The organism is Nostoc sp. LEGE 12454, assembly GCF_056620565.1.
The window spans coordinates 207060-213803 of record NZ_JBWQXL010000012.1 but is presented as its reverse complement, the minus strand read 5'-3'; the positions used below and the strand labels follow the sequence as shown (position 1 = coordinate 213803).

The following is a 6744-nucleotide window of genomic DNA, read 5'->3' as shown; positions in this document are numbered from 1 at the left end:
GGGGCTTATGCTGACGGTACATCATGGCAACACGTTATTCCATTGTTAGAGCAGGATGGCTACAAAGTGACTGCTGTGCAGATTCCGCTCACTTCTCTTGCTGATGATGTGGCAACGACGAAGCGGGTGATTAATAATCAAAAAGGTTCTGTTGTAGTAGTTGGACATTCCTATGGTGGAAATGTGATTACGGGTGCAGCGGCTGGCAATTCACAGGTGAAAGCTCTGGTTTATGTTAATGCTTTCGCACCAGATGTCGGTGAAAAGACGAGTGATTTGAATAAAAGGTATGCAGCACCTCCGATTAGTACGGCAATTGTGTCTGATGCTGCAAACTTTCTCTATATCGATCGCGGGAAGTTTCACGAATTTTTTGCCCAAGACGTATCAAAGGCTGAGGCGCGAGTGATGGCAGCAACCCAAAAGCCGATCGCCAGCGCCGCGTTTGAGCAATCAGTGGATGAAATCGCCTGGAAAAAAATTCCTTCCTGGTTTCTAGTGACTCAAAGCGATCGCGCCATTAACCCTGAACTTCAACGATTTATGGCTAAACGGATTAATGCTAAGACAACCGAAGTTAACTCTAGTCATGTTCCTTTTATCTCTCATCCAAAAGAAGTTACCAAAGTGATTGAAGCAGCAAGCACGGCTCTGTGAAGTAATCCCAATTTAACGATTTGTTAGTGAGCTAAGTCCTGCGAACCAATGAGACGCAAGTTTGGTTTCTGGCAGAACATTTGGTGCATACACCATTGGTACGCAGTTAAATTCAGCAGATCGGGTGTTGTAAATCAAATAACTAACAGTATCTCAGCGATCGCTCTTTAAATGAATTCATTCTTGACTCCATTTATCCATTGTAGATAACAGAGGAAGAGAACTTTATGACTAATTATGACTACATTGTAATCGGTGCAGGTTCGGCTGGTTGTGTGGTTGCCAATCGTCTAACCGAAAACAATGACACAACTGTGTTACTCCTCGAAGCGGGTAATCCAGATACGAAACCAGAGATTTTCATCCCAGCGCAATGCGTCAATCTACTAGGCTCAGAGGTGGACTGGAGCTATTTCTCTGAACCAGAACCCTTCTTGAATAATCGCAAAATGTTTTGTTCCCGTGGCAAAGTCTTGGGAGGCAGCAGTTCGATTAATTTCATGATGTATGTCCGAGGCAATCATCACGATTATGACCACTGGCAGGAGTTGGGAAATCCTGGTTGGAATTACCAGGATGTCTTGCCTTATTTCAAGAAATCTGAACACCAGCAACGCGGTGCCTCCGCCTACCACGGAGTTGATGGGGAGTTGAGCGTTACCGATCTCATTGCGCCTACTGCAATTTCTCAACGATTTGTAGAGGCATCTGTGGCAATGGGATTTGACTACAATCCTGATTTCAACGGTACGCAGCAAGAAGGAGCCGGACTCTATCAGCAAACTATCAAGGAGGGTAAACGGCACAGTGCTGCTGCTGCGTTCCTTGTGCCCATTGCCCAGCGTCGCAATTTGACCATAACGACTGGGGCATTGGTGACTCGATTGTTGTTTGAGGGAACCCGCACCGTTGGGGTGGAATATCTGCACGAGGGAATGCTGCACCAAGTCAGGGTTGAGCAGGAAGTGATTTTAAGTGCGGGCGCGTTCGATTCGCCCAAGCTGCTAATGCTTTCCGGCATTGGGGATGCAGCACACTTACAAACATTAGGGATTCCTATTGTTGTCGAGCTGCCAGGTGTTGGGCAAAACCTGCAAGACCACATTTTCTCTCCTGTGGTATACCAGGCAACTCAGGATTTACACTTTGCCAGCACTAGTAGTATCGGGGAAGCTGGATTATTTTTGCATAGCAAGTGGAATTCAGCGGTTGCACCCGATTTACAGTTTCTCTTCGGTTCCATTCAGCTCTTACCCCCTGGCTATGCTCCAGCGGCATTTGGATTTACGGGTGCAGTCGCTTTGACCCATCTGCAAAATATTGGCAGTGTCGGTTTGCGATCGCCTGATCCTAAAGACACACCGATGTTGCGGATGAACTATCTGCAAAATGAAACCGATGTGAAGAAGCTGGTTGAGGGAATTAAATTAATGCGCCAATTGTTTCACATGAGTCATTTTGATGAGTTTCGGGGGGCAGAAATTGCTCCGGGTGCTGAGGTTCAGAGTGATGAAGCACTCGTTGCTTACATTCGGGACACTTGCAGCACTGTGTGGCATCCGGTTGGCACTTGCAAAATGGGCATTGACCCAATGGCAGTGGTCGATCCTGAGTTGCGGGTACATGGGGTTGAAGGCTTGCGTGTCGTGGATGCCTCCATCATGCCAACAATCACCACGGGAAATACGAACGCACCCACCATCATGATTGGTGAGAAGGCAGCGGATTTAATTAAAGCAGGTCGCACAGCACGAACGATTCTCAGCAAATCTAACGTCCAAAATCCGGCGTATTCATCTATTTAGAAACGAGCGATCATCTTTGATCGATCTCAGATTATCTACCTGTTGAGTGTTTATCGGTCGATGTTAGGCAAACAGAACACTCGACCTCTGTAAAGGAATACACAATGGCACTGATTACAACACCATTCGGACGACATTCCACCGCCGCCGAGGTCGTAGAAGGAATTGATCTTTCCGGCAAGCGGGCGATCGTTACGGGAGCCGCATCGGGCATCGGCGTAGAAACGGCGCGGGCACTGGCTCAAACTGGAGCGATCATCACACTAGCTGTGCGTAATACCGATGCTGGAGCGCAAGTCGCGGCTGACATTATGGCTACTACTGGGAACCGGAATATTCATGTTGCTCCGCTTGATTTAAGCGATCGCAACTCAATTGCCAAGTTCATTGCTGCCTGGCGTGAGCCGCTGCACATCCTCGTTAATAATGCAGGGGTAATGGCACTGCCCGAACAGCGCACACCCGAAGACTGGGAGATGCAATTTGCCACTAACTATCTCGGACCCTTTGCCCTAGCGCTCGGACTACACGACGCTCTCGCAGCAGAGGGTGCCGCCCGTATCGTGTTGGTTAGTTCTAGCGGGCACCTGATGTCGCCCATTGTGTTCGATGATATTCACTTCATGTTCCGTCCTTACGATCCGTGGTTGGCATATGGACAGTCCAAAACCGCAAGCATCCTCTTTGCTGTGGGTGCTACTGCGCGCTGGTTCAAGGATGGCATTACCGCTAATGCCCTGATGCCCGGGGCGATCGCAACCAACCTCCAGCGTCATACGGGCGGTCTTAGAACCCCACCTGAGCAGCAGAAGACAATAGCGCAGGGTGCGGCAACTTCCGTTCTGTTAGCAACCTCTGGGCTACTAAAGGGCGTTGGCGGACGCTATTTCGAGGACTGCAATGAAGCCACTCTCGTCACCAACGGGAACGGCTATATGAGCGGAGTTGCCCCCTACGCCTTGAACCCAGACAATGCCGATCGGCTCTGGAATGAATCGTTGCGCCTGCTCGCTTGACCTAGCAGTAACAGTGAGCTTCACGCTGTTGATGAACGAATTGCCGGTCGTAAGCTTGCCAGCTTTTCGTCCATCATGCCAACAATCAACACGGGAAATACAAACGCACCCACTATCATGATTGCTGAGAAGGCAGCAGATTTAATTAAAGCGGAGCGTACCTCGCAAAGTTTTCCCAACAAGCTTAATGTTAAAAATTTGTCACACTTGTCTATCTAAAAACGGCATGAACGCCTGCCTTATCTGAACCGCAAACTTGAGCATTCGTAACACAATTCATTCATTAGAAGCATCTATTCCATGACAAAATCATTCTGGCTTCTTGGTTCTCGCCTCACTATCCTCGCCGATCGCACCACAACTGACGGTAAATACGACCTGATTGAGGGCTATTTCACTCCTGGTACGCAGACCCCACCCCATCGCCATACACGCTATTCCGAACAACTTTATGTGCTGGAAGGAGAGTTTACTGTCTGGGCAGGTGAAAACAAGGTTGTGCTAGGCGTTGGTGAAAGCTTTTTCATTCCGCCTAACACCATCCATGTAGTCGCCGCACTTAGCGATAAACCAGCTCGCGGGTTGGTTGTTGCTGCGCCTAGTGCCTTTGCTCAACTAATAGAAGCAACAGGGACGCTAAACGAGAATGAGGAAACTGACTTGGCATTATTCATGCGCGTCTCTAGCGAAATTGGCGACGAAACTCTGGGTGCGCCCGGAGATCTCCCTTAGAGATTAAGCTGACTATTCTTCCTTCTGACTCCACTCTCCATTAGTAACTGACCGCTTTAAACCCAACAATCAAAGGATTAGCATAATGAGAAAACTGGAAGGAAAAATCGCCCTTGTCACGGGTGGCAACAGTGGTATCGGTCTTGCCACAGCTAAACAGTTTGTTGCTGAAGGTGCCTATGTCTACATCACGGGTCGTCGCCAAGTCGAACTGGATGCTGCTGTAGAAGCCATTGGTAAAAATGTTACGGCTGTGCAGAGCGATGTTTCTAATCTGGCAGACCTCGATCGTCTGTTTGCCACCATTAAGCAAGAACAAGGACACCTCGATATCATCTTCGCTAATGCTGGCGGTGGACAAATTGCCCCACTTGGAGCAATCACTGAGGAACACTTTGACAAAACATTCAACGTAAACGTCAAAGGTTTGCTGTTCACCGTACAAAAGGCGCTGCCACTGTTACCAGAAGGCGCTTCTATTATCCTGAATGCTTCGATTACTTCTATAAAAGGTACGCCAGCTTTCAGTGTTTACAGCGCCACCAAAGCCGCCGTGAGATCGTTTGCTCGAAATTGGATACTCGACCTCAGAGAACGCAAGATTCGAGTGAATGCCATTAGCCCTGGTGTGGTTCCGACTCCTGGTTACGATCATTTGGGACTGAATGACCAGCAGTTGCAAGAATTCGTGGACAGCCAAGCTAACACCATCCCACTGGGACGAGTCGGCACACCCGATGAGATTGCCAAAGCCGTTGTCTTTCTCGCTTCAGATGACAGCAGCTTTGTGAATGGCATTGAGTTGTTTGTTGATGGCGGTATGGCACAGATTTGAAGTCCAAAAGGAGTTGAAGATGAAGCTGATCTCTGTTAATGTCGGCCTGCCGCGTGAAGTGACCTGGAAAGGAAAACTCGTCCGCACTGGAATTTTCAAAGAGCCAGTTAATGCCAGAGTGATGGTACGTGAACTCAATTTAGATGGCGATCGCCAAGCGGATCTCACCGTTCATGGCGGAGTTGACAAAGCAGTTTATGTCTATCCTTTTGAGCATTATGACTACTGGCGAAGCGAATTGCCTGACACAGAGTTAACGCCAGGAATCTTTGGTGAAAATTTCACAGTTACAGGATTTCAAGAAGAGGAAATTAACATTGGCGATCGCTTCAAAATCGGCAGTGCTGAATTAATGGTGACTCAACCACGCTTACCCTGCTACAAACTAGGGATTCGCTTTGGGCGAGCAGATATGGTGAAACGATTTCTCACCAGCCGTCGCACCGGATTTTACTTTCGGGTTTTGCAAGAGGGCGAAGTTGGAGTCGGAGACACTTTAGAGTTGATGAGTCGAGATACTAACAATATTACTGTTGCTAATATCATTCAGCTTTATGTTCGTGAGCGAAACAATCCAGAGTTACTGCATCGTGCTGCTCAACTTGAAGCCTTGCCCGAAAGTTGGCGGGACTACTTTCAGGAGCAGATCCGTCGTCAGGATGTGAGATAGATCGACCTGTCGTAAAACGCCATCATGTCACTTTTATCACTTACAAGGGGTAATTTCATGACTACATATCGCACAGTTTCGATCGATGGTTTAGACATTTTCTACCGTGAAGCTGGTTCTCGTAATAATCCGACGATTTTGCTATTGCACGGCTTCCCAACGTCGTCTCACATGTTCCGTAATCTCATACCAGCACTTGCTGATAAATTCCATCTCGTTGCACCTGACTATCCTGGCTACGGCAACAGTTCGATGCCAACTGTAAATGAGTTTGATTACACGTTTGATCGCTTGGCTGAGATTGTAGAGAAATTCATTGCTGCGATCGATCTCAAAAAGTACAGCCTTTATGTGATGGATTATGGCGCACCGATTGGCTATCGGATTGCCGCTAAATATCCTGAGCGCGTGCAATCTCTGATTGTTCAAAATGGCAATGCTTACGAGGAAGGTCTGCGCGAATTCTGGGAGCCGATTAAGGCATACTGGCAAGAGCGATCGCCTGAGAATGCTGAAAAGCTCAAATATCTTGTCAGCTTAGAAGCAACGAAGTGGCAATATACCAACGGTGTTCGCAATCTAGAAGCGATTAGCCCCGATACCTGGACTATCGATCAACATTTCCTCGATCGCCCTGGCAACGGTGAGATTCAACTGGCACTGTTGTATAGCTATGGTACTAATCCACCGCTCTATCCCCAATGGCAAGAGTATTTCCGCAACTATCAACCTCCGACCCTGATTGTTTGGGGCAAGAACGACTACATCTTTCCTGCTGACGGTGCTTATCCCTACCAGCGTGACTTGAAAGACGTTGAGTTCCATCTACTCGATACCGGACATTTTGCCCTGGAAGAGGATGGGGATGCGATCGCAAACTATATCGATCAATTTCTCACATCACGACTGCAATCTGTTCTCACCTGATTGGTGGAAATTTCCTATACCCGACACCCTGCCCTCACCAGGTTTCACGTTTTCTTAGTGCCATTCAGTCGAGGGAGCTTATGCCTACAAACGCGATTTAAA

The 6744-nt window shown here is 48.0% G+C and carries 7 protein-coding genes; all 7 read left to right on the top strand.

Annotated elements, in window-relative coordinates; translation table 11 throughout:
• Nucleotides 1–657: alpha/beta fold hydrolase (locus AC1F2U_RS16140; RefSeq protein WP_480262009.1), on the top strand; the 657-nt coding region annotated here is incomplete at its 5' end.
• Nucleotides 658–884: 227 nt separating this feature from the next.
• Nucleotides 885–2462, top strand: a complete 1578-nt coding sequence (locus AC1F2U_RS16135) for a GMC family oxidoreductase (protein WP_480262008.1) — start codon at nt 885–887, stop codon at nt 2460–2462.
• Between the two features lie 104 nt (nt 2463–2566).
• Nucleotides 2567–3478 carry an SDR family NAD(P)-dependent oxidoreductase gene (locus AC1F2U_RS16130; protein WP_480262007.1) on the top strand — a complete coding sequence of 304 codons (912 nt, stop codon included), beginning with the start codon at nt 2567–2569 and terminating at the stop codon, nt 3476–3478.
• 300 nt (nt 3479–3778) lie between these two features.
• Nucleotides 3779–4210, top strand: coding sequence for a cupin domain-containing protein (locus AC1F2U_RS16125; protein WP_480262006.1), 432 nt, complete (start codon nt 3779–3781; stop codon nt 4208–4210).
• Between the two features lie 85 nt (nt 4211–4295).
• On the top strand, nt 4296–5045 hold the full coding sequence (locus AC1F2U_RS16120) for a glucose 1-dehydrogenase (protein ID WP_480262005.1): 750 nt from the start codon (nt 4296–4298) through the stop codon (nt 5043–5045).
• Between the two features lie 19 nt (nt 5046–5064).
• A complete protein-coding gene (locus AC1F2U_RS16115; protein ID WP_480262004.1) occupies nt 5065–5715 on the top strand; it encodes an MOSC domain-containing protein in 651 nt (216 codons plus the stop codon).
• A gap of 57 nt (nt 5716–5772) precedes the next feature.
• Entirely contained in the window at nt 5773–6642 is an 870-nt protein-coding gene (locus tag AC1F2U_RS16110) for an alpha/beta fold hydrolase (protein WP_480262003.1), read from the top strand.
• Nucleotides 6643–6744: the final 102 nt, after the last annotated feature.

Excerpts from the sequence above, each read along its gene's own strand:
- AC1F2U_RS16110 (WP_480262003.1), top strand. The coding sequence starts at position 5,773 with ATGACTACATATCGCACAGTTTCGATCGATGGTTTAGACATTTTCTAC.
- AC1F2U_RS16135 (WP_480262008.1), top strand. The coding sequence starts at position 885 with ATGACTAATTATGACTACATTGTAATCGGTGCAGGTTCGGCTGGTTGT.
- AC1F2U_RS16120 (WP_480262005.1), top strand. The coding sequence starts at position 4,296 with ATGAGAAAACTGGAAGGAAAAATCGCCCTTGTCACGGGTGGCAACAGT.
- AC1F2U_RS16125 (WP_480262006.1), top strand. The coding sequence starts at position 3,779 with ATGACAAAATCATTCTGGCTTCTTGGTTCTCGCCTCACTATCCTCGCC.
- AC1F2U_RS16130 (WP_480262007.1), top strand. The coding sequence starts at position 2,567 with ATGGCACTGATTACAACACCATTCGGACGACATTCCACCGCCGCCGAG.
- AC1F2U_RS16115 (WP_480262004.1), top strand. The coding sequence starts at position 5,065 with ATGAAGCTGATCTCTGTTAATGTCGGCCTGCCGCGTGAAGTGACCTGG.